This is a genomic window from Mesorhizobium sp. B2-8-5, assembly GCF_006440675.2.
GTDB lineage: Bacteria > Pseudomonadota > Alphaproteobacteria > Rhizobiales > Rhizobiaceae > Mesorhizobium.
On record NZ_CP083951.1, the window covers coordinates 2,250,142 to 2,275,558 of the forward strand.

The window sequence follows — 25,417 nt, forward strand, 5'->3', positions numbered from 1 at the left end:
TCATTGTATTTGCCGTACTTATGGCAAGGTGAGGGCCGGTGCCGTGTCCGATGAGCACGAGTTCCGCATCCGTCCAGGCCGCATTCGCTCGACGCGAGCCCAATCGTCGCGGCCCTTCATGGCCCAAGCGCTTGCGGCGGCGCAAAAGGCTGGCGGCGGCGTATCGCGCTCAGGCCGGATCGGGACAGGCAACAGTTCGCGGTTCGGGCGGGGCAGGGCAGCGAGCCTTCAAGCCAATCGCTTCCTCACCGCCCGCTCCCGCATCTGCATGATCAAGACCCGCGTGGTTCGCCATTCGAAACGCGGCGCGCCGCTGGCGACCCACCTCAATTATCTGCGCCGCGAGGGGGTCACACGCGACGACGCGAGAGCCCGCATGTTCGGACCGGAGGTCGACGATGCGTCGACCTCGGATTTCGTCGATCGCTGCAAGGACGACCGGCACCATTTCCGCTTCATTGTCTCGCCCGAGGATGCCGCCGAGATGGCCGACCTGAAATCCTTCACCCGTGATCTCATGTGGCGCATGCAGAAGGATCTCGGCACGACGCTCGACTGGATCGCGGTCGATCATTGGAACACCGACAATCCGCATGTCCACGTCATCCTGCGCGGCCGGGCCGACGACGGCCAGGACCTCGTGATCTCGCGCGACTACATCAGCCGTGGCATGCGCGATCGCGCCAGCGACCTCGTCACGCAGGAGCTCGGCCCCCGGTCGGATCTTGAGATCCTCCGGCATGTCGAGCGCCAGGTCGAGGCCGAGCGGTGGACCGGGCTCGATCGCCAGTTGCTCCGCGACGCACGCGACAACGGCGTCACCGATCTCACGCCACGTGCCGATCGCCGGCCTGACGAATTCATCGCGCCAAAGATCGGGCGGCTGCGCAGGCTGGAAACGCTGGGCCTCGCCGAGCAACTCGGTCCTGGCAAATGGATCCTCAGCGAGAGAGCCGAGGCGACGCTGCGCCAGATGGGTGAGCGCGCCGATATCATCAAACGCCTGCATCGCGCATTCTCAGCCCGCGACATCGAACGCGCGAGCGCCAGCTATGTGCTGGCCGCAGAGACCATCGGCGAGACGATTAGCGGCCGTCTGATCGAGCGCGGACTGGATGACGAACTGAGTGGCAGTGCCTATGCAATCATCGATGGCGTCGACGGTCGTTGCCATCACGTGCGGCTCGCCGATCTCGAGGCGGCGGGCGACGGTGCGCCGGGCGCGATCGTCGAACTGCGCAAATTCGAGGACGCTCAGGGACGCCCGCGACTGGCGCTTGCCGTGCGCTCCGACCTCGATGTCGACAGACAGGTGGTTGCTGAGGGGGCAACCTGGCTCGACCGGCAGGCGCTTGCCCGTCCTGCGGCGGCTCTTTCCGACGGCGGCTTCGGCGCCGAAGTGCGCCAGGCGCTCGATCGGCGCGTCGAGCATCTGATCGGACTGGGGCTGGCTGAGCGGCAGCCGGGCGGGACCGTCTTTGCCGGCAACTTGATCGACACGCTGCGCCGAAAGGAACTCGATGCGCTGGGCGGCAGGATCGCGACCCAATCCGCGCGCACCTTCAACCGTGCGGCAAGTGGCGAATCCGTGTCCGGCACCTACAGGCAGCGTTTTACGCTCGCGTCCGGCCGTTTCGCGATGATCGATGATGGCCTCGGGTTCCAGCTCGTGCCCTGGACGCCTTCGCTCGAGAAGCACCTTGGCCAGCATGTCAGCGGCAGCACTCGCGGCCACGGCGGTGTCGATTGGAGCTTTGCCCGCAAGCGCGGGCTAGGTCTCTAGCAGCTGAAAGAATGGATCCTGCCATGTCCGCCGCCAAATCCTTTGGGAGCAGATCCCCACCGTTTTCCTGAGCGTGGTGTTGACGACTTCGACGGCGACACAATCGCGGCATGGAGACTTGGCGTTCGGCCGCACCTCGGGCCGCGCTGGTCGATCGCGCCGGCTTGCCCGTCCACTTATGCGCCTGCGCGCGCAGGAGGCGGGCGAACGCTACCAGCCCTTCATTACGGTGCGAGACGGCCTGGCGAAAGGGGCGAAGCTGCGCCAAGATTTCGGAAGTTAGCGATGCCGTGGGTCCGAGAAGAGGCAGTCTTAGCTGCGCCGCAGGGGGTTGTCGAAGACATTGACTACAGGCGCGCCGATATAGCGGTCCTCCCGCAAGGGAAGCGAAAGCGAGACAGGGAAGGTACCGTGCCAGTCCAGCCATTCGCGGGCATATTGAAAGTCCACGGCGCCGGTGGATTGCCTGCGCAGCACGCCCACCAGCCGACCGTTCACGAAGACATTGAGCGGCGTGTGAGCCGGTCGCCGCGCCATCAGAACAGGTCCGCGATGTCGGTGGCGCTGCTTTTGCCGCGCGGGCGAACGACGAGTTCAAGGTCGAGGGCGGAGAGCGCAGCCATCAACGTACTGAGCTGCACTGCCGGCTCGCCGGCTTCAAGGCGAGACACGGTGGCCTGACGCAGGTGGATCCGGCTGCCAAGCGTCTGTTGCGTGAGGTCGGCTTGCCTGCGGGCGCGACGCAGAATGGCGCCGAGTTGCTTTTCGTTACGAGCGATCTGTTCGGTCATGATAGTCTCCTGAGCATATATACGCGATCGCGTATGACTTGGCAATATACGTGATCGCGTATAGATCTACCGTATACGCAACTGCGTATAGAGATCGGATATACGCAATCGCGTATGATGTTTGATGCTCAAATGCGCAATCCAGGAGGACGGCGCCCTCGCTCGCGCCCCGGGCTCTTGGGCTTCCCGATTCCCTGTCTTCCTTGCCGACAGTACGACGCGACGCGATCGGCGTGAGCCCGCTGTTGAATGTCGCGCCAACCTTGCTGACCTCTCGCCACAAGGAGAAGCGAATGTCGGGAACGAAAGTCCTTTGGGGACAGATTGTCGTGGTCATCTTGATCGTGCTCTTCACGATCTGGGCCTCGACGCAATGGTCCGCCTGGCAGCTGGGCTATCAGGAACGGCTGGGAGCGCCTTGGTTCGTCATTGGCGGCATGCCAGTCTATTATCCGCCCGCCATCTTCTGGTGGTGGTATTTCTACGACGCCTACGCACCAGCCATCTTCGCGCGCGGCGGTCTGATTGCCGCCTCGGGCGGCTTCATCGCGATCGCCGTAGCGATCGGCATGTCGCTATGGCGTGCCCGCGAGGCGAGGGAGGTCGCGACCTATGGCTCCGCGCGCTGGGCCGAAAGAAGCGAGGTGCAGGCGGCAGGCCTGCTTGCCCCCGACGGCGTGGTGCTGGGGCGCTATGGAACTCATTATCTGCGCCACGACGGGCCCGAGCATGTGCTTTGCTTTGCGCCGACGCGTTCGGGAAAGGGTGTCGGGCTTGTTGTGCCGTCGCTGCTGACCTGGCCTGGCTCGGCAATCGTCCATGACATCAAGGGCGAGAACTGGGGTCTGACCGCCGGCTTCCGCGCCCGCCACGGCCGGGTTCTGCTGTTTGATCCGACCAATGCAAGATCGGACCCATACAATCCTTTGCTCGAGGTGCGCCGCGGTGAATGGGAAGTCCGCGATGTGCAAAACATCGCCGACATCCTGGTCGACCCCGAAGGCTCACTCGAAAGGCGCAATCATTGGGAAAAGACGAGCCACGCGCTGCTGGTCGGCGCGATCCTGCATGTGCTCTATGCCGGACCGGACAAGACGCTTGCTGGCGTCGCGGCATTCCTGTCCGATCCGAAGCGGCCGATCGAATCAACCCTGGCCGCGATGATGACGACTCCGCATCTTGGGGAGGGTGGTCCGCACCCGGTCATCGCCAGCGCAGCCCGTGAGTTGTTGAACAAGTCGGACAATGAACGCTCCGGCGTGCTCTCGACCGCCATGTCCTTCCTTGGGCTCTATCGCGATCCGGTGGTGGCGGAGGTGACGCGCGCATGCGGCTGGCGCATCGCCGACCTGGTCGCCGATCCTCGTCCGGCGACGCTCTATCTCGTCGTTCCACCCTCCGACATCAGCCGCACCAAGCCGCTGATCCGTCTCATCCTCAACCAGATCGGCCGCCGTCTGACCGAGGATCTGCAGGCGAGGGCGGATCGGCATCGACTGCTTCTGATGCTGGACGAGTTCCCGGCGCTCGGACGGCTCGACTTCTTCGAATCCGCGCTCGCTTTCATGGCCGGCTATGGGTTGAAAAGCTTCCTGATCGCGCAGTCCCTCAACCAGATCGAGAAGGCCTACGGCCCGAACAACTCTATTCTGGACAACTGTCATGTAAGGGTCAGCTTCGCGACCAATGACGAGCGCACCGCCAAGCGCGTCTCGGACGCCCTTGGTACGGCAACCGAGCTGAAGGCGATGAAGAACTATGCCGGTCACCGGCTCTCGCCATGGCTCGGTCATCTCATGGTCTCGCGCTCGGAGACGGCGCGGCCATTGCTGACACCCGGCGAGATCATGCAACTGCCGGCAGGCGACGAGATCGTCATGCTGGCGGGGACGCCGCCGATCCGGGCGAAGAAGGCGCGCTATTTCGAAGACCCGCGGCTGCGGGAGCGCATCATGCCGCCACCGGCTGTCATGGCTCGAACCGAGGCGGAGCCTGACGATTGGACGGCGCTTCCGTTGCCGGTTCCGCCACCGGGTACGGCAGCCGTGAGCGCGGCGGCGAAGGTCCAGGAGGGATCGATCGAGAGCGAGTTGCGACGCCAGCCGGAGCTCGATCCGCTTCTCCCGGCTGCGGCGGAGTTGCCGCCCGTCAACGAATTCGAGATCGAAGCGCCTGACGAGACGGATGATCTCGCCGCGAAGAGCAGCCGGATGGCTCGCCTTGTTCGGGGCGTGGCACGTCAGATCGCGCTCGACCCGGACGATGGCATGGAGTTGTGAAGCTCGTGACAGCAAGAAAGAAGAAGGTCCAAATTTCCGTCTATCTCGACCCTGCCGTGATGGCCTTGCTGGTCGACTATGCCGCCCGGCGCGATCGCTCGCAGTCGCTCATTGCTGAGGCGGCGATCGCCTCGTTCCTCTCTCCGGATGCCGACGCGCAACGCGAGGCGGCGATCTCCAAACGTCTCGACCGGATCGATCGCCGGATCGCCCGGGTAGAGCGCGACGTCGGCATTTCGGTTGAAACCCACGCGGTCTTCATTCGCTTCTGGCTTGCCACCACTCCGGCCTTGCCTGAGCCGCTGGCCCAGGCGGCGCGCGCCAAGGCAAGCGAGCGTTATGACGCCTTCGTTTCCGCGCTTGGCAGGCGGCTGGCCAAGGGGCCGAGCTTGCGGCAGGAAATTCCCGAGGACATCGTGCCACCCGGCGATCCCGAGCGATAGTGATGCGAGGGCCTGCGGGCGAAGGCGCCGCCGGAGCTCGCGCGGCGCCTTCAGGTCCTGTCGATTGCTGGACGTCTTCCCGTTGCCGACCCGGTCAGTTGGCGGCTCCGCACAACTGCGAAGTCGTCAAACCTGGCGGCACCTTTTCCGTGGGACCAAACCCGTACCTCGCCATGATGGTGGCAATCGTGCCGTTCGACATCACCTTGGCCAGCCGTTGGTTGTAGAGGTCGCGCAGGTCACCATCATCCTTCCTGAACGCGATCGCGACGTAGCTGATCGACTTCTCATCGGTCGTGAATGGGTTGGCGCGCTCCAGATCGGGGCTCTTTTTGCCGGCCAGCAGCCCGATCGCAGTCGGGGACGAAAATACCGCGGCGTCGATACGGCCGGCGCGCAGTGCCGCGATGTTGGTCTCGATGTCGGGAAACTGCAGGATGCGATCCTGAGGGACGCCCTCGGCGATGGCGTTCTGGATGACGTTGCTGCCGCGGCCGCCACCCATGATGGTGTCGGCCTTCTTGGCAAGATCCGCATAGCTATGGATCGCCTTTGGGTTGCCGGCGAGTACGATCGCCGCGTCCTCCTGCCTCAGGTCGGGAGCGCCGAAGGCGACCTGCTGGCATCGCGGCGGCGTTATCGATAGGCCGGACGCCACGGCGTCGAAACGCCCGGCCATCAAGCCGGGGATCAACGCGCCGAACTCGGTGACCTGAAAGTCGATCTGCTTGACGCCGAGGTCGGCGAACGCCGCTCTGAGCAGGTCCGGGTGCCAGCCGAGCAACTCGCCGGTCTCTTCCTTCTTGTAGCCCCATGGCGCGCGGTTGTGGATGCCGATCACGATCCTGCCCTCTCTCAAGATGCGTTCCTTTGTCGTTTCCGCCGTGGCCGGCAGCACAGATCCGACAATCGCGGCGTAGGCGATGCAGGCCAGGCCGATGGCGGCCGATCGGGCTCGAAATTTCATCGTGCAGTCCTCCCATGAGATTGAGTTGCGCGCAGGGGTTCGGCCCCAGCCGTTCAACGCTACGTTGAGGGCAGGCAATGCGTCAATATAGATATACAAAATATGTACAAAATATTGCCGCCTCTCAAACAATGGGAGGCGAGGTGACCGGGCCGAATATTTGGAGTCTTCAATTTTCCAGGCCCCAACCCCGCAGACGATGCAGATCAGCAGACTCTCGGTCAGGCGCGCTTTTCACCGTTCGGTCTTCCTACTCGAGCCCTCTTTGGCGGCTCACCGCTGGACTGACCGTTGAGCGAATAAGGCTCAGCGCACGATCATTGCTACAAGGTTTCTAAAAGCTTCAGAGGCAGCAGCCGACCGCGCCGGCGGCCGCGATCATATTCAATTTTGCTAAACTCTTCGGAACCGATTGCTCCGGCCCGGTTTGAATCCCGGTCCAGGAGTTCGAGTGCATGCGGCATCTTGCGCGAGGCCGTGTTCAAGGGATTGCGCGAGGATCTCCAGGTGATCCCGGCGAAGCCGCCGTCCCCCTCCAAGCGCAGGTTGGAGGGCCAACATGGCGTTCCTCGCGAGAACATTCTCCAGCTGTTACCCGATGCTGTTGCACCTTCCAGGGAAGAGCTGATGGGCTACTGGCGGCGGGTGGCTGACCGAGCCCTGATCCATCTGGGACGAAGACCACTGAAGCTGGTACGTCATGCGCAGGGGGCCACCTTCTATCACAAGGGACCGCTGCCCCCGATACCAGGACCGGTGCACCAGCTACGCGTTCAGAAGCGCGAGGGCGGCGAAGGTGTCCGGGTCTGGGTAGATGGTCTCGACGGGCTGCTTGGGTTGGTCGAAATGGATGCCGTCGAGCTACATCCTTGGAACGCTACGATTGACGATATCGAGCATGCTGACCAGCTCGTGCTCGACCTCGATCCTGGCGAAGGCGTGCCATGGGATGCGGTGATCGAGACGGCGCTGTCGGTACGTCACATCATGGAAGCTGCTGGGTTGCGGAGCTGGCCGAAGGTCACCGGGGGCAAAGGCATTCACCTGACGGCTCCGCTGGCTTCGGGTGTGACCCACGACAGGGCGCGGCAACTGGCTAAATCGCTTGCCCAGTGCCTCATCGATGCTAAGCCGGACCGTTACCTCTTGTCAGCCGATCCAGCAGCCCGACTGGTCGCATTTTCCTCGACTATCTTCGCAACGGGCGCGGCAATACTGCAGTCGGTACGTTCTCGCCACGAGCGCGGCCCGGCTTTCCTATTGCCCATCCTGTCACATGGACGCAGATCGAGCGGGGAATCCGGCCGGACGCCTTCACCATCGACCATCCATTCAGGGCTGCTGTTCGAAAGGCAGCGTAGTGAGAAGCCGCTTAACTTGCGGCGCTCAGTTCATCCTTCTGGAAGCGAAGGCGAGCAACCACGCGGCCCAAATCACTTTAAGACCTCCGCCCACTTCGATGCCGACGTGCGCTTGCGAAAGGCCATCAGAACCGGGGTCCAGCCTTGCACTCAGTAAGCGAGCCTGGGGAGCGCCATCAGGTATGCGTGGCCAAAGCACCAATTTCGTCTAGGCGCAACATCCCAGGATTGCGTGCGTTCTTTAAATTGAAGAGTTGCGGCCGATCTGCCGCATCCTCATGTGCTGACCAGTCGGAGGCCGCCACAATGTCCAAGTTCAAAGAGGCCCTTGAGCGGGGAAAGAAAGCTCGCCGTCGGCAGGACGAGAGAGCGGATGGGAATACCCCAAAGGTGGACTTTGGCGCCCAAGCCAGAGCTTGGCTAACGGAGGTCGTCGTTGCGTCGTTGGAAGCGGCCAAGGCAGACGTGGCGGGAGAGGTGACCATCGATGTAAACCCCATGCCGCGCCGCGAGGCTAGCGCCATTGCGCCGTCTGTTGAATTCCGAATTTACCGGAACGGAGCAGGCGAGAAAAGCCAGGCAAGGGCGTTCAGGGTCAGCGTTTCGATAAGTGGGGAGGCGTCAGTTTCTGCACCCGGCATGGTGGCGGAAGATATAGGAAGCATTGGCGATAAGTCTGACCAAAGATTCCGCCACTTGCTGGCGAAATTGATCGAGGACGCGGCCAGGGACGGCCGATCTTGAGGCGCATCTGCCCTCGATCAGCGCAAGGGCACGCAGACCGGCTGCCGCCGCGATGGGCGTCCCAGAATACTCGCTCGATCATATGGGCAGGACTTCCGAGCGCTTGACCTGGCCCAGGGCGAAACTGCTTTCGATCGAAGCGATATTGTCCAGCCGCGTCAGCTTGTCCTTGATGAACCGCTCATAGGCCTCGAGGTCGCGCACCACGATGCGCATCAGGTAGTCGCGCTGGCCGGTCATCAGATAACAGTCGACCACCTCTGGCCAGCGAAGCACGGCTTGCGAGAACCGGTCGAGATCGTCCTCGCGTTGCCTTTCAAGCTTGATCGACGCGAAAGCGCTGATCGGCAGGCCGAGCTTCTTCTGGTCGACGACCACGGTGTAGCCCTTGATGACGCCGGCGTTCTCCAGGAGCCTGACGCGCCGCGCGCAAGGGGAGGGCGAAAGTCCGACGGCTTCGGCGAGGTCGCTCGAAGTCGCCTTGGCGTTCTTCTGCAGCGCGGCGATGATCTTCAGGTCGATTGCGTCAAGCGCCGGATTTGGCATGTTTCCCTCATCGGTGGGCCGTAATTGGCTGGATCAGCCAATATCATCGATCGCTTTGTGCAAGAATAGCCACATTCGGAAGATCGACGCAGGTATCGTTTAGGCGCGATTTCACAGGAGCCGACGATGACGATCCTTTCCGAGCTTGAGCGCAAGGTCCTCTGGCTGGCCGTCTGGATGATCCATCACGCCAATCATCTTCGCGAGTCGACGGACGGCCTCAAGGTCGGCGGCCACCAGGCGTCTTCGGCGTCCGCCTCGACCTTGATGACGGCGCTCTACTTCAAGATCCTGAGGCCGCAGGACCGCGTCGCCGTCAAGCCGCATGCCAGCCCGGTTTTCCATGCCATCCAGTATTTGTTCGGCAAGCAGACGCTCGAGCAGCTGCAGAATTTTCGTGGCTATCGCGGCGCGCAGTCCTATCCGTCCCGAACCAAGGATATCGACGATGTCGATTTCTCGACCGGGTCGGTTGGACTGGGAGTCGCGCAGAGCCTGTTCTCCTCCCTGGTCCAAGATTATGTCAGCGCAAAAGGGTGGAAGACCGATAAGCCGGAAGGCCGGATGGTCGCTCTGCTCGGCGACGCCGAAATGGATGAAGGCAATATCTTCGAGGCGCTTCTCGAGGGCTGGAAGCACGGCCTGCGCAACACCTGGTGGATCGTCGACTACAACAGGCAGAGCCTGGACGCGGTGGTGCGCGAAGGCCTGTGGCAGCGTTTCGAAACCATCTTTCGCAACTTCGGCTGGGATGTGGTGATCCTCAAACACGGGACATTGCAACAGGCCGCCTTCGAGAAGGAGGGCGGCGAAAAGCTGCGGGCCTGGATCGACGCATGTCCCAATCAGCTCTATTCCGCGCTGACCTTCCAGGGCGGCGCTGCATGGCGCAGGCGCCTGCTGGACGATCTGGGCGATCAGGGACCGGTCAGCCGCCTGATCGAGAAGCGCAGCGACGATGAGCTTGCCGTATTGATGGCAAACCTCGGCGGCCACGATCTTGAGACCATCATCGATGCCTTCGAAGAAGCGCGCGGGCATGATCGCCCGACCTGCTTCATCGCCTATACGATCAAGGGCTTCGGCCTGCCGCTCGCCGGCCACAAAGACAACCACGCCGGATTGATGACACCGGCGCAAGTCGAAGCCCTGCGCCAAGGTATGGGAGTGGGCGAGGGCCGCGAATGGGACATGTTCGAGGGCCTCGCCTACGACGAGGCTGCGATACGATCCTTCCTCGCGTCGTCGCCTTTCGCGCAGGCAGCCCCGCGTCGTCACAATGCCACAGCTATTCCGGTGCCAGCGCGCATCAGCTTCGGCGCTCAGCCGTCCATGTCGACACAACAAGGTTTCGGGCTTTTGATGCACGAGATCGCAAAGTCGGACAGCGATTTTGCAAGCCGTGTCGTCACGACATCCCCCGACGTCACCGTCTCGACCAATCTCGGCGCCTGGGTAAACAAGCGGGGTCTGTTCGCGCGCGGCGGTCAGGCGGACATTTTCCGCGAGGAGCGCATCCCCTCCACCTTCAACTGGACGTTTGCGCCGTCCGGACAGCATATCGAGCTGGGCATCTCCGAGATGAACCTTTTCACGATGCTTTCGGCGCTCGGCCTGTCGCACTCGCTTCACGGCGAGCGACTGCTTCCGGTCGGAACCCTCTATGACCCCTTCATCGAGCGGGGCCTCGATGCGCTCAATTATGCCTGTTACCAGGATGCCCGCTTTATCCTGGCCGCGACGCCCTCCGGCGTGACGCTGGCTCCCGAAGGCGGAGCGCATCAGTCGATCGCCACGCCGCTGATCGGCATGGCGCAGGACGGTCTCGCGATGTTCGAGCCGGCCTATGTCGATGAACTGGCAATCATCCTGCGTTGGGCATTCGAGTATATGCAGCGTACCGGCGAAGCCGAGCCTGACGACCATACCTGGCTGCGTGATCAAACCGGGGGTTCGGTCTACCTGAGGCTCTCGACGCGCTCGATCGAGCAGCCGACACGCCCGATGGAAAGCAAGCTGGCGCGCGACATCGTCGATGGCGCCTACTGGCTGCGCCCGCCCGGCCCGAACGCCGACCTGGTGATAGCTTACTCCGGGGCAGTCGCGCCGGAAGCGGTACAGGCGCTGGGCTTGATGGCCGGCGATCGGCGCGATGTCGGGCTTCTGGCCGTGACCTCGGCTGATCGGCTGAACGCCGGCTGGTCAGCCGCGGCCCGGGCGCGCCAATACGGCCATCCGCGCGCCTCAAGTCATGTCGAGCGCCTTCTGGCCGGCCTTCCGGCTTCCTGCGCCATCGTTACGGTCTTGGACGGGCACCCCGCGACGCTCGCTTGGCTGGGGTCGGTCCATGGCCACCGTACGCGCGCTTTGGGCGTCGAGCATTTCGGCCAGACCGGCACGATCGCGGATCTCTACCGGCATTACGGGATCGACGCGCAAGGTATTATGGCCGCGGCTCAAGCGGTTTCGGTTGGCCGGCCGCTGAGGCACCTCGGCTCCGCCGCCTGACGATCGATCCCACATCGCCTCCGGCTGGCTCGTTCGACAGGAAGCCGTCAATACCGGAATTCCTTGAGGGCGGGTGTCAGCCGTCGGCGCCATCCTCCTCCGCTGCGAGAGAGCGTGGGGGAGAACTGAAAATGGCTGGCGCCGGCGATTTTATGAGCCGTGAAACGCTGCGGTCTTCGATCGGGACGGGAGCGGCGATAGCGCATCACGGCGAACTCATCCAGGGCGTCTTCAAGGATGATGGCGGGCGCCTTCATCGCGGGCTCGTCACGCTGCCGGTCGCCGGTTTGAGGTCCGAGGCCACCTTTGCCAGAACCGACGGCGATGCGGTCATTGTCCACCCTGATCATAAGGTCAAGGCGTCGTCAGCCGCGCGGCTCACGCTCGATTTCTTGAAGGTAACCGGCGGTGGCGTGCTGACACTTCAAAGCTCGATTCCCGTGGGGCACGGCTACGGCTCATCGACCGCGGACGTCGTCGCTTCCATTCGCGCTGTAGCCGCGGCCCACAAGGTCCAGTTGCGGCCCTCGAGCATCGGGCGTCTCGCCGTTGCCGCCGAGCGCGCCAGCGACGCGATCGCATTCGATGAGCATGCGGTCCTGTTCGCGCAACGCGAGGGCACGGTGATCGAGAATTTCGGCGGCTCGCTGCCGCCGCTGCTACTGGTCGGGTTCAAGGCGAATGGCGGCGTCCCGGTCGACACATTGCAGCTGCCGCCGGCGCGTTACGACAGCGCCGAAATCCAGGAATTCGGCGTGCTTCGGGCGCTGGTGGCGCGGGCGGTCTACCTTCAGGATCCGAATCTTCTTGGACGTGCCGCCTCGGCCAGCGCCTTGATCAGTCAACGGCACTTGCCGAAAGAGGGTTTCGACGAGATCGCCGAAATCGCCAGGCGGGCTGGAGCGTGCGGGGTGCAAGTCGCCCATAGCGGCTCGTTGTTTGGTCTGATTTTCGATCTTTTCGCATTGAATCTGAAGCGACGGGCAGCTTTGGTCGCGCAACAGATAAGGCGCGCCGGCTTCAAGGAAGTCGAGGTCCATCTGGTCAATGCGGAGGGCTGGACATGGTGACCCTCGGAGTGGACTATTTCAGGGATCTTGAGACCCCACGCCTTGCTCGCCTGGCGCCAAATTTGGTGGCGGCGGCTTTTCCATTGATGAAGCTGATGCCGGCCCGCTACATCCTGGATAGGGCAGCGTCGAATGGCGAACTGAAGGCGGGGTCCCACATTGTCGAGACGACGTCCGGCACCTTCGGCATGGCGGTGGCGCTGCTCGCGGCGGCGCGTGACTATCGCCTTACCCTCGTCACCGCTTCAACGCTTATCGATGCCAAATACAAAGCCCGGCTGGAGCGCATCGGCGCCACGGTCATTGCACTTGACGATCCGCGCGGTAACGGCAATCAGCCTGGCCGGCTTGAGCGCCTGCAGGAAATCCTGGCCAAGGAGCCGGACGGCTTCTGGACCCGCCAATACGACAGTCCGGGAAATTGGCTCGCCTACGCGCGGCTGGCTGAACTGTTCATCCGGGCGGTGGGCAGGGTTGACTGCCTGGTCGGCTGCGTCGGCACTGGCGGTTCGCTATGCGGCACCGCGTCCTTTCTGCGAACGGTCTTTCCCCATCTGACGGTGTTTGCCGTCGACACCCATCGCAGCATTCTGTTCGGGCAGCCCGTCGGCAAACGCATGCTGCGGGGCTTGGGCAACAGCGTTCTGCCGAAAAACGTCAGGCATGAGCTTGTCGACGAGATCCACTGGGTTGGCGCCTATCCGGCGTATCTGAGCGCGCACCGTTTGCTGCGCGAGCACGGTATATTCATGGGGCCGACCAGCGGCGCCGCCGCGTTGGTGGCGCAATGGGTTGCAACGACCCTGCCGGACGCGCAAGTAGCGGTCATCATGCCTGACGAAGGCCATCGCCATGCCGAGACTGTCTACAATGACGACTGGCTTTCGACCCTGCCTGGCTGGCCCTGCAAGGACTTGTCCGAGCCGAGGACGCTGACGACAATCGCACCGGCCGCAGAGGCGCAATGGACGCGTTTTCTTTGGCTGCGCCGTAGTCTCGACGATGTGCTGAAAACGCAGACAGCAAGTGAGGTGCCATCGGCTATTGGTGCGGTGGAGAATCTATGAAACGAGATCCAGCCCGCTTTTGTCGAGCCAGCGCCAGGCGTCTTCCGTCGTCTGGAAGATCTGATCGTGTTCGTTCGATCCAGTGGACCGATCGAGGTCCTTGAGACCGCTGGCGGTCACAACGGCCACGACGCGGTCTGTGGCTGCGATGATACCTTGATTCTTCAACGTCGATATGGCGATCAGCGGCGTGACAGACGCCAGTTCGGCAAAGATCCCTTCGTCCCGCGCAAGACGTTCCTGCATCGCGATCAGGCCGTGATTGTCGACGGGGACGGCGTGTCCGCCGGATTCGCGCAGAGCCTTCAGAGCCTGAAAGGTGCTGCGCGGCGTGCCGATCGATACGGCGAGGCTGTCGAAGAGCATTTTGCGTTCACTCAAGGCATCGGCGCCGCTGGCAAGCGCGTCCGCCAATGACCCGTGCACCTCCGCGGCGACGAGACGGGGCAGCTGCGTGATCGTCCCTTGCGCGTACAACTCGCAAAAGCCCGCCCACACGCCCGACAATGCATCGCCATAGCAGACCGGCAGGACGCACCAGTCTGGCGCCGTGCCATCCGATTGCTCGACGATCTCGTAGGCAATCGTCTTGTAGCCCTCGATGCCGAGTGGATGGCTGCCGACGACCGGACCGTGATAGGGCGAGGCGATGAACCAGTCATAGCGGGCAGCCGCCTGTTCCAGCAGCGACCATCGATCCATCTTGTTGACCAAGGGCAGCACCGTCGCGCCATATTTTCGGATCTGAGCCAGCATCGCGCCGGCCGACCCGGCGAAAGTCGTGACAACGCACTTCAGCCCGGCTCTGGAAGCGTAGGCCGCCAACGAAGCGCCGGCGTTGCCGGAGGAGGCGGTCGCGACGATCTTCGCGCCACGTGCGCGCGCCACGCTGACCGCGACCGTCGAAAAGCGGTCCTTATGCGACCACGTCGGGTTTCGGCCTTCGTCCTTGATTGCGAGGTTGGGCACACCGAGGAACGCGCCGATGCGTGGCGCCGCAAGCAACGGTGTCAAACCCTCGCCAAGGCTCACTGCATCCGCGGCTGTGCAAGGCAGACTATGCGCAAAACGCCATAGCGAGCGCGAGGGGGTGGCGCCGTCCAAGGGATCAGGATGCGGGTCCGGATAAACCGGCCGAAGATTTGCCGGCGCGGTGTTCTGGCACCGCGCGCACCCCTTGGAGTCGATGGTGACATCGGCGGGGTAGGGAGCGCCGCATCGGATGCAGACGAATTTAAGGACCCGGCTTTTGTTCATCCCGGGACGGCTGATCTCTCCCGAAGAATGCGCGGACATGTTGTGCGCGAGGTTGCGAAACGGCCGGCTCGGCATGGCTATTCCTGCGTCAGGAAACGATGAATTCGCTCGTTGTTTCAAACAGCGAACGGTGCAGCTGTCAATGCGGAATGTGCACTATAGTGTGTCGCACCATAGTGCGCGTCGTAGCATCCGTTGTTCGATGAAACTGCGCGGCGTTTTTGGTTTGAACGTGCAGCGGCTACGCAGAGAAAGAAGACTGTCTCAGGAGCAGTTGTCTTTCGTTTCGGGCCGCACGCGAGCCTATATCAGCAGCGTTGAGGCCGGTCGGCGCAACGCCACGCTGGATACAGTCGAGATCCTGGCGAAGGCCTTGGATGTCGAGCCGCAAGAGTTGATCGCGGCCGCTCCATCGAATCGGCGAGCTGTGCGTGTGACGAAACAAGGGGCTGCGAAGTCGACAGAATGAAGGCTCAGGTGTTCTTTCGAGATATTGAGCACATTTCCACTTTTGTCGACTTTAGCCGTCTAATTGACTCCTGCAGTGTACATTCGCTCTAGCTCCCATTGAAGATCGTGGAGACGCGCATAAGTGTGGCGCGGCGTGCGGCTTGGCTTTTGTCGAGGTCTGCCAATGGAGAGCGAAGGTGTTGCTGACCTTTACGCAGCAATCTCAAGGATCGACACTGCGCGGTCGACTGATGCAATCCTCCAGGAGTTTCGCTCCGTCATGGGACGGTATGGATTGCGCAATTTTCTGATCACCGGCCTGCCGGGGCCGCACGACGCGGACTGGCAACGCGAGATCCTGGGGGACGGCTGGCCTCCCGAATGGTATCTTCGATATGTCTCGGAGGATCATTTCTTGCATGATCCTTGCGTTGCTCAGTGCCGGCACTCGCCACAGCCCTTCCTGTGGGGCGACCTTCCAGCCGCAAGACTGTTTAAACGCGCAAGATTGGTGATGGACGAGGCGGCGGAGTTCGGGATGAAAGAAGGCATCTGCGTCCCGGTACACGTCCCGCTGTCAGGTCCCGGCGTCGTCACCGCCGCGAGTGACCGGATTGAATTACCGCCGAGCGCCATGCCCTTCATCGAGACGCTGTGCGTACATACGTTCCGAAGCCTTTCAGCGTTAGGAACACCTGGCGGGGGAGATCAGCCCACGCCGTTGACGGCGCGCGAGCGCGAGCTTCTGGAGTGGAGCGCACAAGGCAAATCCACGGAAGACATCGCTTGCATCCTCGGCGTTACCAGAAACACGGTCGAGAGTCATCAACGCAACATTCGAGGAAAGCTCGACGCCATCAACGTGTCCCACGCCATCGTCAAAGCTCTGCGACGACAGGAAATCCAGATTTAGCAATACCTGAATACCATTATACGGGCACGAAGCGCGTTTTCCTACGACCTCCACTTTTGGAGGCGACATGGTCCGTATTCATCTGGTCACTTGGGAAAACAGGAAGCAGTATAGAAGAGTGCTGGAGCGCTATTTCCGCATCCGGTACGACATTTACGTCAAGCAGAGACGATGGCGCGCCGTCGCCCGGCCCATCAACATCGAGATCGACGCCTTCGACAACGAGCATGCGCTTTATGTGCTGGCGCTCGATACCAACGGCAAGATCGTCGGCGGCTCCCGTCTTGTTCCGACGCTGGAGCCGCATCTGATGAGCGAGGTCTTCCCGGTTCTCGCCGGCGGCACGCCTCCGAGAGCGGCCGAAATTTTCGAATGGGCGCGGTTTTTTGTCGTCCCATCGCTTCGCACGCACGGAGCGTCGTCGCCGATCGCCGGCATCGTGCTGTGCGGTCTTCTTGAGACGGCGCAGAGTCTGGGGATTCGACAGATCAGCGTGGTGTGCGAGACATTCTGGCCGAAACGCCTGCGCGCGCTCGGCTGGTCGCTTTTCGAACTCGGCAACGCTCTCAAGCATCCGGATGGAGACATCATCGCGCTGCTGATCGATGTCACGCCTGAGGCCATTGAGCAGACGCGCCGCGCTTATGGCATCAGCGGCGTCATACTTGCGGATAAAATCTAGGCTGATTGCCACCGGCAGCTAAAGGTTCGCACGCCAGGGGATATTGTCATCGCGCCCATTTGCGCGGTAGTCAGCCCTATGATGCACCGAATTCGGTTGATGGACTCATGACGCCGCTGGTCCTGATCTCTTCGAAGGACCCGGATTTCTTTCTGGTTTTCGGGCACATCCTTTCAGTCGCCGGCTTCGAAACCCGCCTCATCACGGCAGACAAGGAGATTGCGCCTGCCATCGTGGCCGAAACGCCGCTTGCCGTTATCCTGGACTGTCATCCGGGCGACCGCGCAATCGCCAAGCAATGCCTGTCGCTGAAGTCGTCCGAAGCGACAAGAGCAACGCCTCTTGCAGGTCTCGTCGCGCCTCGTTCCGGCAAACTGCACCTGGACCTTATCAAGGCTGGCGTCGACGAGATATTTTCGCGGCCGTTTGCGCCCGAGCAGCTTCTGACCTGGCTGCATGGCAAAGCAGGTGTCGCGAAGCTTTCGCGCGAAACCAAGACAGGCGATCTGGTGCAGGGCGATTTCCGGCTGGAGCGACAGACCCACCGGACATTCTTCAAGCAAAAAGAGATCGTTATGCCGCCGATCGAGTTCAAGCTTTTGCGCAGCCTTCTGGCGCAACCTGGCAAGGTCTTCAGCCGGGAGGAACTGGTCGCGACCGCATGGCCTGAACACGCCGCCGCAACCGATATACGGGGTGTTGACGTTCATATTGCCAGGTTGCGCAAAAGGCTTCGGGCATGCGTGGGAAGCGATGTGATCCGGACCGTCCGCTCGGCCGGCTACGCGTTCGCGCCGGACTGGTAACCTGCTCGGCGATTCCGCACCTGCCGATCGCCCTGTTGGCGTTCGTGCACGTCCATTGCCGGCACGCCGGTGCATACGCAATCTGTTCTCAATGGCTCAGGATAGTATCCAGGAACAGCCGCGTGCGCGGGTGAGCGGCTCTAGAGAAAAAGTCGTTGGAAGAGGCATGCTCGACGATGCTGCCTTCGTCCATGAAAATGATCTCATCGGCGACTTCGCGTGCAAAGCCCATTTCATGCGTCACGCAAACCATGGTCACGCCGGTTTTCGCGAGCGCGATCATGACGTCGAGCACTTCCTTGATCATTTCCGGGTCGAGCGCCGAGGTGGGTTCATCGAACAGCATGATGCGGGGATCGAGGCAGAGCGCGCGCGCGATCGCCGCTCGCTGTTGTTGACCGCCTGACAGCTGGGCCGGATAGGCCCGCGCCTTTTCGGGGATGTGCACGGCCGTCAGATGCCGCATGGCGATCTCTTCGGCCTCGTGCGCCGATTTCAAGAGGACCCGGCGCAGCGCCAGCGTGCAGTTGGCAAGCACGGTGAGGTGAGGGAAGAGGTTGAAGCTTTGGAACACCATGCCGGTTAGCCGGCGCGCCGTCGCGGCATCGCGATCGCTTTTTCCCAGACTTCTCCCTTCAAACTCTATCGTCCCCTTTTGGAAACGCTCAAGACCGTTGATGCAGCGAATCAATGTCGACTTGCCGGACCCGGACGGTCCGCAAACGACGACGCGTGCACCCGGCCGTAAGGTCAGATCTATGTTTTTCAAAACGTGCAGGGCACCGAACCATTTGTTGAGGCCGTCGATCCGCACGAGGGGGAGGGATTCATGTCTCGAGGTCGGAAGCGCGCGCCGGTCGAGCATCAGCGACGCCCGCTCGCAAGCAGGAACTTCTCGATGCGCTTCACGCCATAAGAAACGATCAGCGCCAGGGCGAGAAACAGAACGCCGGCGACGGTCAGCGGCTCAGCGTAGCGATAGGTTTCGGAAGCGATATCGAAGGCGCGCCCGAGCATTTCCGGCACCGCCAGGATCGCGAGATAAGGCGTCGCCTTGAGGATCGAAACCAGGTAGTTGCCCAGGGGCGCGGCGATGTTGCGCAGCATTTGGGGTGCGATGACGAAGATGACCGTGTCGCGGCGCGTGAGCGACAAGGCTCTGGCTGCTTCCTGCTGGCCCCTCGGAATAGCGTCGATGCCCGCCTTGAACACCTCCGCCAGATAACCGCTGTAATACAGGCTTAGCCCCAATATGCCCACCGTCATGGCGCCAAGCCGGATCCCGTAGAAGGGCATGACGAAATACAGGAAATAGAGCCAGGCCAGAACCGGCGTCGAGCGGATGAAGTCGATCAGGAAGCGCACGGCGAGGCCAGGCGCACCCCCGCCGCGGCGGATCATTTCGAAAGTGAAGCCAAGCGCCGAAGCGCCAAGGCAACTCAAGACCGTGGCGAGCAGGGTGGCCCCGATCGCACCGATAATGGTCGGGATGATCGAGAGCGCGAAGCCGAAGTTAAATCCCACGAGGCGTTCCTCTTTCGGGACTGACCCGCGCCTCGAGCCAGCGGCCGGCGAGCGCGATCGGATAACAGACGACGAAGAAGGCTAGCAGCAGCGCCGAATAAATCGCGACCGGGTCGTACTCGGTCTGCGAGATTTCCTTGGCGCGGAAGGTCATGTCCGTCAACGTGACCAACGAGACAAGGGAAGTCGCCTTGACGAGCTGAATGAGATTGTTGACGAATGTGGGGCTCATGGCGACCAACGCCTGGGGCAGCTCGATCAGAAGCAGGATCGCCGGGCGCGAGAGGCCGAGCGCCATGCCAGCCTCGCGTTGGCCGGCAGGAAGAGATTGGAGCCCGGCCCGCACCGCTTGGCTGGCGTAGCCGCCGCTATTGAGGCCGAGCACCAATGCACTGACGGTCATTGCCGATAGAGTGACCCCCATGACCGGCAGAACGTAGTAAAAGACGAAGAGCAGGACGACGACCGCCGAACTGCGCCAGAATTCGATTACTGCCGTGACCAGAAAGCGCGTCAAGCCGGTGGTCAGAAACTGCGCGACCCCGAAAACAAGCGCGAAGGGCACTGCGAAGACCAAGCCATAGGCGGTAACCGCTGCCGTTATGCGCAGCCCTTGCAGGATCCCAAGCCAGATGTCGAGCATGCTCATGAAGCTTCGCCGCCCTTTGCCGTGAAGGGGCGCGGCGTTGCGACGGTCGTGGCGCCTCGAGCATATTTGGAAACGCCTGTTTGGCGCTGCGAAACCGAGCCCTCCGGACCAAACCGCATGACAATCCTCCGCGCCGTGGAAAGGGCGATCGCCCGTTCGGCCAGGTCATCGATGCCCTCTCATAAACCCGGTGGGAGTCAGGTGTCAATAAACATGTACATAGTATTGCGAAAGTTTATATTCTGCCAATCTTGGAACGCCGCGAAACGCCGCCACAGAGCTTCCTGAGCTCTGCGCCGCCGTTCGCCGGTTTTTGCTCGCTGCGCTACGACGGCGGTCGAAAGCTGTTGAACCGGGCTGCTTAAGGCCTCTCTTGCTCATCCCCGACCGGAACTGCTCGACGGGTTCCCGGGCCAAACGGGGACAGGATGGCTATCTCGCACAACGATACCGAAGGACGCGCGCGCAGCTCGCGTATGCTGCGCACCGCGCTCGGACCCGCCATCGCCCGGTTCCTGGACGACCCCGCGATCGTCGAGGTCATGCTGAACCCGGATGGCCGGATCTGGGTGGATCGGCTTTCGGAAGGTTTGGCCGATACGGGCGAAATGCTCGCGCCTGCCGCTGGCGAGCGGATCGTGCGGCTGGTCGCCCATCATATCGGCGCCGAGGTCCATTCCCGGTCCCCACGCGTCTCGGCCGAGTTGCCGCAAACCGGCGAGCGTTTCGAAGGCCTGCTGCCGCCCGTTGTTGCCGCGCCGGCCTTCGCGATCCGTAAGCCCGCGGTCGCCGTCTTCACGCTCGATGACTATGTCGCGGCGGGCATCATGACTTCTGGCGACGCCGCTATGTTGCGCGCCGCGGTTGCTGGCCGCGCAAACATCCTCGTTGCCGGTGGCACGTCGACGGGCAAGACTACCCTGACCAACGCGCTGCTCGCCGAAGTGGCGAAAGGGACGGACCGGGTCGTCATCATCGAGGACACCCGCGAACTGCAATGCGCTGCCCCCAACCTCGTCGCGATGCGCACCAAGGATGGCGTCGCCACGCTTTCCGACCTGGTTCGTTCCTCGCTGCGCCTGCGGCCCGATCGCATTCCCATCGGCGAGGTGCGCGGCGCCGAAGCGCTGGACCTCTTGAAGGCATGGGGCACCGGGCATCCCGGTGGCATCGGCACCCTTCATGCCGGCTCCGGTATTGGCGCTCTGCGCCGACTTGAACAACTGATCCAGGAGGCCGTCGTCACTGTCCCGCGTGCGCTGATCGCCGACACGATCGGCCTTGTCGCCGTGCTCGCCGGACGCGGCGCCGCGCGACGGCTGATCGAACTGGTCAGGGTCGAGGGTCTGGGCCCCGATGGCGATTATCGCATCGCTGAAGCTAACCCGATCAACACAGGAGAAATTTCATGATCCGCCTTTCTTCGCGCTGCCACGCCAGCCTGGCGGCGGCCAGTTCCGCCATTGCCCTCAACCTCATGGTCGCGCCGGGCGCCTTTGCGTCGGGCTCCTCGATGCCGTGGGAACAGCCGCTCGAGAAGATCCTGCAGTCGGTCGAAGGACCGGTGTCCAAGATCGTCGCCGTCATCATCATCATCGTCACCGGCCTGACGCTGGCCTTCGGCGACAGTTCGGGTGGCTTCAGGCGGCTGATCCAGATCGTTTTCGGCCTTTCGATCGCCTTCGCGGCCTCAAGCTTTTTCCTTTCGTTCTTCTCGTTCGGCGGCGGAGCGTTGATCTGATGACAACCGCTTTCGAACAGCTCGACACAGTGCCGGGGTGGACCGTGCCCGTGCACCGGGCGCTGACCGAGCAGATCCTGCTCGGGGGCGCGCCGCGCGCAATCGCGATCCTGAATGGCACGCTGGCGGGCGCTGTCGGTCTTGGGCTGCGGCTCTGGCTGGCCGGTCTTCTGATATGGGCAATCGGACATTTTACGGCGGCATGGGCTGCCAGGCGCGATCCGCTTTTTTTCGAAGTCGGGCGCCGGCACATGCGGCTGCCCGGGCATCTGTCGGTTTGAGGGCGCCGCTATGATGAGCCTTGCCGAATACCGCCGGACTGCTGCTCGCCTTGCCGACTTTCTGCCTTGGGCGGCACTCGTCGCCCCCGGGGTCGTGCTCAACAAGGATGGCAGCTTTCAGCGCACCGCGAGGTTTCGCGGACCCGATCTCGACTCCGCCGTAGCGGCGGAACTTGTCGCGGTGGCATCGCGCATCAACAATGCCTTTCGTCGTCTCGGCTCGGGCTGGAGCATCTTCGTCGAAGCGCAGCGGCACGAAGCGGCTTCTTATCCCGAGAGCCAGTTTCCCAATGCGGCCTCCGGCCTGCTCGATGCCGAGCGCAAAGCCGACTTCGACGAGGAAGGGGTTCACTTCGTATCGAGCTACTTTCTCACATTCCTGTTCCTGCCGCCGCCCGAAGACGCCACGCGCGCCGAGGGCTGGCTTTATGAGGGTCGCGACCAGGCCGGCGCGGATCCGGGCGAAATCGTCCGCGCTTTCGTCGACCGGACTGAGCGCGTGCTGTCCCTGCTCGACGGGTTCATGCCTGAATGCCACTGGCTCGATGACGGCCAGACGCTGACCTACCTGCATTCGACTATCTCGACCAAGCGCCATCCGGTGCGCGTCCCCGAGACCCCAATCTATCTCGATGCGCTGCTGGCCGACGAGCCGCTCGCCGGTGGGCTCGAACCGCGGCTTGGCGACAAGCATCTTCGCGTGCTCACCATTGTCGGCTTCCCGACCGCCACGACACCTGGCCTGCTTGATGACCTCAATAAGTTGGCCTTCCCGTACCGCTGGTCGACCCGCGCGATCCTGCTCGACAAGGTCGACGCTGTCCGCCTTTTGACCAGGATACGGCGGCAATGGTTCGCCAAGCGCAAGAGCATCGCCTCGATCCTGAAGGAGGTGATGACCAACGAGGCATCAGCACTCCTCGACACCGACGCCGCCAACAAGGCGGCCGACGCCGACGCGGCGTTGCAGGAGCTCGGCGCCGACATGGCAGGCATGGCCTATGTCACCGCGACCGTGGCCATATGGGATTCCGATTCGCGCGTCGCGGACGAGAAACTACGGCTCGTCGAGAAAATCATCCAGGGCCGCGACTTCACGGCGATCGTCGAGACCGTCAACGCCGTCGACGCCTGGCTCGGCTCGTTACCCGGGCATGCTTATGCCAACGTCCGTCAGCCGCCTATCTCGACGCTCAATCTCGCCCACATGATCCCCCTCTCTGCCGTGTGGGCGGGGCCGGAACGGGACGAGCATCTGGTCAGTCCTCCCTTGCTTTACGGCAAGACCGAAGGCTCGACCCCGTTCCGGTTGGTTCTTCATGTCGGCGACGTCGGTCACACGCTGGTCGTCGGCCCGACCGGCGCCGGCAAGTCGGTGCTGCTGGCGTTGATGGCGCTGCAATTCTGCCGCTACCGCAACGCTCAGGTCTTCGCCTTCGACTTCGGCGGCTCGATCCGCGCGGCGACGCTCGCCATGGGCGGCGACTGGCACGATCTCGGGGGTCATCTCACCGAAGGCATGGACGCTTCCGTTTCGCTGCAGCCGCTCGCCCGCGTTCATGACACGTACGAGCGCGCCTGGGCGGCTGACTGGATCGTCGCGATCCTGACGCGCGAGGATATCCAGATCACGCCGGACGCAAAGGAGCATATCTGGGCGGCGCTGACCTCGCTCGCCTCGGCTCCGGTCGAGGAGCGCACCATCACCGGGCTCAGCGTGCTTCTGCAAGCCAATGACCTGAAACAGGCGCTTCGTCCCTACTGTGTTGGTGGCCCGAACGGCCGGCTGCTCGACGCAGAGGCCGAACACCTTGGCCAGGCATCCGTGCAGGCGTTCGAAATCGAAGGTCTGGTGGGCACGCAGGCCGCGCCGGCCGTCCTGTCCTATCTGTTTCATCGCATCGGCGACCGGCTCGACGGTCGTCCGACACTGCTCATCATCGACGAGGGCTGGCTTGCCCTCGATGATGACGCGTTCGCCGGGCAGTTGCGCGAGTGGCTGAAGACGCTCCGCAAGAAGAATGCCAGCGTCGTCTTCGCCACCCAGTCACTCTCCGACATCGACAATTCGGCTATCGCGCCGGCGATCATCGAAAGCTGTCCAACCAGGCTGCTGTTGCCCAATGAACGCGCGATTGAGCCGCAAATTACCGCCATTTATCGCCGCTTCGGCCTGAACGACCGCCAGATCGAGATTCTGGCCCGGGCCACACCCAAGCGCGATTATTACTGCCAGTCCCGTCGCGGCAATCGTCTCTTCGAGCTCGGCCTGTCCGAGGTCGGGCTCGCGCTTTGCGCCGCGTCCTCGAAGAGCGATCAGGCCCTGATCGGCAGCATCATCGCCGAGCATGGCCGCGACGGCTTCCTGTCGGCGTGGCTGCGTGCCCGCGACGTCGGGTGGGCCGCCGACCTCATTCCCAACCTCTCCGTTCCCGAACCTGAAAAGGATTCCAAACCATGACTGTTCGTCAAAGCCGCCGGCGCGTCCTTCTTCTGGTCGCGGCGACGCTCGCCGCGCCGATCGCGATCTCGCCGATGATGACTTTGCCAGCGCATGCCTTGATCGTGTTTGATCCATCGAACTACTCCCAGAATGTCCTGACGGCTGCGCGCTCGCTGCAGCAGATCACGAACCAGATCACCTCGCTTCAGAACCAGGCCCAGATGCTGATCAACCAGGCGCGCAACCTGGCGAGCCTGCCTTTGTCCTCGCTGCAGCAACTGCAACAGTCGGTGCAGCGCACGCAACAGCTTCTCGGCGAAGCACAGAACATCGCCTTCGACGTCCAGCAGGTCGACAAGGCATTTCAGCAGCAATACAGCAGCGTCTCGCTCTCTGCTTCCGACCAGCAACTCGTCACGGACGCGCGCTCGCGCTGGCAAAACACAGTGGGAGCTCTCCAGGACGCAATGCGCGTCCAGGCGGGCGTCGTCGGAAACATCGACACCGGCCGCGCGCAGATGTCGGCGCTGGTCGGCGCCAGCCAGTCGGCGACCGGTGCGCTGCAGGCGACGCAAGCCAGCAATCAGTTGCTTGCGCTTCAGGGCCAGCAGCTTGCGGACTTGACCGCCCTGGTAGCCGCCAATGGTCGCGCCCAGGCGCTGACCGAGGCCGAGCGTGCTGCCGCGGTCGATCAGGGGCGTGAGCAACGCCGCCGCTTTCTGGCGCCTGGCTCCGGCTACCAGGCCGGCTCGGTCCAGATGTTCAACCGCTGAGGTCGATCGCCATGGACGGCAAAACCCTCGCTCGCGTCGTGGCCGTCGTCTTGGTCGCCGTCGCCATGACGGCGACGGCGCTCGAGATGAGCCGGAAGGAACACAAACCGGTGGGGGAGGGTCAGCACACACCGGCGGCCTCGGTCCCGAATTCGCATCGCGATGGCCTGCGCCGCTGCCAGGCGCTCGGCGAGGCTGCCCTGCGTGATGATGGATGTGCGCGGCTGTGGGCCGAACAGCGTGATCGCTTCCTCGGTCTGGAAAAGCCGTCGGGGAATTCGATCGTCGAGCCGGCCACTTCGCGGTCGCCGGATGCTAGCCAGCACGAGGCCCGGTAGA

General features: G+C 62.9%; 25 protein-coding genes and 1 pseudogene. 18 read left to right on the forward strand and 8 right to left on the reverse strand.

What is annotated here, in order from left to right:
• The first annotated feature begins 43 nt into the window (after window positions 1-43).
• Window positions 44-1,783: a relaxase/mobilization nuclease domain-containing protein gene (locus FJ430_RS10865; RefSeq protein ID WP_140708228.1), complete on the forward strand. Its 1,740-nt coding sequence runs from the start codon at window positions 44-46 to the stop codon at window positions 1,781-1,783.
• 312 nt (window positions 1,784-2,095) lie between these two features.
• On the opposite strand, the gene FJ430_RS10870 is transcribed toward FJ430_RS10865, so the two are convergent.
• Together FJ430_RS10870 and FJ430_RS10875 are read right to left on the reverse strand one after the other, a co-directional pair.
• On the reverse strand, window positions 2,096-2,320 hold the full coding sequence (locus tag FJ430_RS10870) for a HipA N-terminal domain-containing protein (protein WP_226892141.1): 225 nt from the start codon (window positions 2,318-2,320) through the stop codon (window positions 2,096-2,098).
• Window positions 2,320-2,574: a helix-turn-helix domain-containing protein gene (locus FJ430_RS10875; RefSeq protein WP_140708226.1), complete on the reverse strand. Its 255-nt coding sequence runs from the start codon at window positions 2,572-2,574 to the stop codon at window positions 2,320-2,322. The genes FJ430_RS10870 and FJ430_RS10875 overlap by 1 nt, the downstream gene beginning before the upstream one ends.
• A 293-nt stretch (window positions 2,575-2,867) precedes the next feature.
• On the opposite strand from FJ430_RS10875, the gene FJ430_RS10880 reads away from it, so the two are divergent.
• Together FJ430_RS10880 and FJ430_RS10885 are read left to right on the forward strand one after the other, a co-directional pair.
• Window positions 2,868-4,853, forward strand: coding sequence for a conjugal transfer protein TraG (locus tag FJ430_RS10880; protein WP_140708224.1), 1,986 nt, complete (start codon window positions 2,868-2,870; stop codon window positions 4,851-4,853).
• Between the two features lie 5 nt (window positions 4,854-4,858).
• The gene (locus FJ430_RS10885) at window positions 4,859-5,296 is read left to right on the forward strand and encodes a CopG family transcriptional regulator (protein ID WP_140708222.1); all 438 of its coding nucleotides are present in this window, start codon (window positions 4,859-4,861) and stop codon (window positions 5,294-5,296) included.
• A 94-nt stretch (window positions 5,297-5,390) separates the two neighbouring features.
• Here the strand turns inward: FJ430_RS10885 and ehuB are convergent, their stop codons facing one another.
• Window positions 5,391-6,395, reverse strand: a complete 1,005-nt coding sequence (ehuB, locus tag FJ430_RS10890; RefSeq protein ID WP_226892142.1) for an ectoine/hydroxyectoine ABC transporter substrate-binding protein EhuB — start codon at window positions 6,393-6,395, stop codon at window positions 5,391-5,393.
• Window positions 6,396-6,722: 327 nt separating this feature from the next.
• Between ehuB and FJ430_RS10895 the strand changes: the two are divergent.
• Together FJ430_RS10895 and FJ430_RS10900 are read left to right on the forward strand one after the other, a co-directional pair.
• A pseudogene (locus FJ430_RS10895) lies at window positions 6,723-7,624 on the forward strand (DNA ligase D); the annotation flags it as partial.
• A 306-nt stretch (window positions 7,625-7,930) separates the two neighbouring features.
• Complete coding sequence (locus FJ430_RS10900) at window positions 7,931-8,368, forward strand: hypothetical protein (protein ID WP_140708220.1); 438 nt, start codon at window positions 7,931-7,933, stop codon at window positions 8,366-8,368.
• Window positions 8,369-8,446: 78 nt separating this feature from the next.
• Here FJ430_RS10900 and FJ430_RS10905 read toward each other — a convergent pair whose 3' ends face one another.
• Window positions 8,447-8,914, reverse strand: a complete 468-nt coding sequence (locus FJ430_RS10905) for an Lrp/AsnC family transcriptional regulator (protein ID WP_140708218.1) — start codon at window positions 8,912-8,914, stop codon at window positions 8,447-8,449.
• A 126-nt stretch (window positions 8,915-9,040) separates the two neighbouring features.
• Here FJ430_RS10905 and FJ430_RS10910 point away from each other — a divergent pair, with 126 nt between their 5' ends.
• From FJ430_RS10910 to FJ430_RS10920, 3 genes are all read left to right on the forward strand, one after another.
• Complete coding sequence (locus tag FJ430_RS10910; protein WP_140708216.1) at window positions 9,041-11,422, forward strand: transketolase; 2,382 nt, start codon at window positions 9,041-9,043, stop codon at window positions 11,420-11,422.
• Window positions 11,423-11,553: 131 nt separating this feature from the next.
• On the forward strand, window positions 11,554-12,492 hold the full coding sequence (locus FJ430_RS10915; RefSeq protein ID WP_140708214.1) for a kinase: 939 nt from the start codon (window positions 11,554-11,556) through the stop codon (window positions 12,490-12,492).
• Window positions 12,486-13,559, forward strand: a complete 1,074-nt coding sequence (locus tag FJ430_RS10920) for a PLP-dependent cysteine synthase family protein (protein ID WP_140708212.1) — start codon at window positions 12,486-12,488, stop codon at window positions 13,557-13,559. Before FJ430_RS10915 ends, FJ430_RS10920 begins: the two co-directional genes overlap by 7 nt.
• On the opposite strand, the gene FJ430_RS10925 is transcribed toward FJ430_RS10920, so the two are convergent.
• Window positions 13,554-14,816: a threonine synthase gene (locus FJ430_RS10925; RefSeq protein ID WP_140708393.1), complete on the reverse strand. Its 1,263-nt coding sequence runs from the start codon at window positions 14,814-14,816 to the stop codon at window positions 13,554-13,556. The genes FJ430_RS10920 and FJ430_RS10925 overlap by 6 nt on opposite strands.
• A gap of 202 nt (window positions 14,817-15,018) precedes the next feature.
• Here FJ430_RS10925 and FJ430_RS10930 point away from each other — a divergent pair, with 202 nt between their 5' ends.
• From FJ430_RS10930 to FJ430_RS10945, 4 genes are all read left to right on the forward strand, one after another.
• The gene (locus FJ430_RS10930) at window positions 15,019-15,285 is read left to right on the forward strand and encodes a helix-turn-helix domain-containing protein (RefSeq protein ID WP_140708210.1); all 267 of its coding nucleotides are present in this window, start codon (window positions 15,019-15,021) and stop codon (window positions 15,283-15,285) included.
• A gap of 165 nt (window positions 15,286-15,450) precedes the next feature.
• Window positions 15,451-16,179 (forward strand): LuxR family transcriptional regulator, encoded by a 729-nt coding sequence (locus FJ430_RS10935; protein ID WP_140708208.1) that lies wholly within the window; start codon window positions 15,451-15,453, stop codon window positions 16,177-16,179.
• A gap of 118 nt (window positions 16,180-16,297) precedes the next feature.
• Window positions 16,298-16,861, forward strand: coding sequence for an acyl-homoserine-lactone synthase (locus tag FJ430_RS10940; RefSeq protein WP_264296141.1), 564 nt, complete (start codon window positions 16,298-16,300; stop codon window positions 16,859-16,861).
• A 107-nt stretch (window positions 16,862-16,968) separates the two neighbouring features.
• Window positions 16,969-17,667: a response regulator transcription factor gene (locus tag FJ430_RS10945; RefSeq protein WP_140645561.1), complete on the forward strand. Its 699-nt coding sequence runs from the start codon at window positions 16,969-16,971 to the stop codon at window positions 17,665-17,667.
• An 88-nt stretch (window positions 17,668-17,755) separates the two neighbouring features.
• Here FJ430_RS10945 and FJ430_RS10950 read toward each other — a convergent pair whose 3' ends face one another.
• From FJ430_RS10950 to FJ430_RS10960, 3 genes are read right to left on the reverse strand one after another with little or no spacing between them, the layout of a single operon-like run.
• Entirely contained in the window at window positions 17,756-18,532 is a 777-nt protein-coding gene (locus FJ430_RS10950) for an amino acid ABC transporter ATP-binding protein (RefSeq protein ID WP_140708204.1), read from the reverse strand.
• Window positions 18,532-19,191, reverse strand: coding sequence for an ectoine/hydroxyectoine ABC transporter permease subunit EhuD (gene ehuD / locus FJ430_RS10955; RefSeq protein WP_140708202.1), 660 nt, complete (start codon window positions 19,189-19,191; stop codon window positions 18,532-18,534). Before ehuD ends, FJ430_RS10950 begins: the two co-directional genes overlap by 1 nt.
• Window positions 19,181-19,840 (reverse strand): amino acid ABC transporter permease, encoded by a 660-nt coding sequence (locus FJ430_RS10960; protein ID WP_140708200.1) that lies wholly within the window; start codon window positions 19,838-19,840, stop codon window positions 19,181-19,183. Before FJ430_RS10960 ends, ehuD begins: the two co-directional genes overlap by 11 nt.
• 428 nt (window positions 19,841-20,268) lie before the next feature.
• On the opposite strand from FJ430_RS10960, the gene trbB reads away from it, so the two are divergent.
• The 6 genes from trbB to trbK-alt are packed head-to-tail and all read left to right on the forward strand — an operon-like array spanning window position 20,269 to window position 25,416.
• A complete protein-coding gene (trbB, locus tag FJ430_RS10965; protein ID WP_140708198.1) occupies window positions 20,269-21,252 on the forward strand; it encodes a P-type conjugative transfer ATPase TrbB in 984 nt (327 codons plus the stop codon).
• A complete protein-coding gene (locus tag FJ430_RS10970; RefSeq protein WP_140708196.1) occupies window positions 21,249-21,581 on the forward strand; it encodes a TrbC/VirB2 family protein in 333 nt (110 codons plus the stop codon). The genes trbB and FJ430_RS10970 overlap by 4 nt, the downstream gene beginning before the upstream one ends.
• Window positions 21,581-21,862 (forward strand): VirB3 family type IV secretion system protein, encoded by a 282-nt coding sequence (locus tag FJ430_RS10975; protein WP_140708194.1) that lies wholly within the window; start codon window positions 21,581-21,583, stop codon window positions 21,860-21,862. Before FJ430_RS10970 ends, FJ430_RS10975 begins: the two co-directional genes overlap by 1 nt.
• Before the next feature lie 10 nt (window positions 21,863-21,872).
• The gene (gene trbE / locus FJ430_RS10980; RefSeq protein WP_140708192.1) at window positions 21,873-24,323 is read left to right on the forward strand and encodes a conjugal transfer protein TrbE; all 2,451 of its coding nucleotides are present in this window, start codon (window positions 21,873-21,875) and stop codon (window positions 24,321-24,323) included.
• On the forward strand, window positions 24,320-25,078 hold the full coding sequence (gene trbJ, locus FJ430_RS10985; protein WP_140708190.1) for a P-type conjugative transfer protein TrbJ: 759 nt from the start codon (window positions 24,320-24,322) through the stop codon (window positions 25,076-25,078). The genes trbE and trbJ overlap by 4 nt, the downstream gene beginning before the upstream one ends.
• Window positions 25,079-25,089: 11 nt before the next feature.
• Complete coding sequence (gene trbK-alt, locus FJ430_RS10990; RefSeq protein WP_140708188.1) at window positions 25,090-25,416, forward strand: putative entry exclusion protein TrbK-alt; 327 nt, start codon at window positions 25,090-25,092, stop codon at window positions 25,414-25,416.
• Window position 25,417: the final 1 nt, after the last annotated feature.